This window comes from Halomonas sp. ND22Bw (assembly GCF_003011945.1).
GTDB lineage: Bacteria > Pseudomonadota > Gammaproteobacteria > Pseudomonadales > Halomonadaceae > Halomonas > Halomonas halophila.
The window spans coordinates 1-256 of the sequence record NZ_PXWD01001277.1 but is presented as its reverse complement, the minus strand read 5'-3'; the positions used below and the strand labels follow the sequence as shown (position 1 = coordinate 256).

1 protein-coding gene is annotated in these 256 nt (G+C 73.0%); it reads left to right on the top strand.

Going from position 1 to position 256, the window contains the following annotated elements:
• Positions 1 to 256: dihydrodipicolinate synthase family protein (locus tag CVH10_RS22300; RefSeq protein ID WP_181244682.1), on the top strand; the 256-nt coding region annotated here is incomplete at both ends.

The following is a 256-nucleotide window of genomic DNA, read 5'->3' as shown; positions in this document are numbered from 1 at the left end:
GTCGACTGGAACGCGGTCGAGGCGCTGCTGGCGGGCGGCGCGGCCTGGTACAGCGTCGCGGCCGGGCTGTTTCCGGAGCTCGCCATGGCGATCGTCCGGGCGGTCGAAGCGGGGGATGCCGCCGAAGCGCGCCGCCTGAACGCCCGGCTGGACCCGCTCTGGGAGCTGTTCCGGACCTATTCGAGCCTGCGGGTGATCTATGCCTGCGCCGAACTCCTCGGGCGCTGCCGGACGGCACCGCCGCGCCCGATCCTAT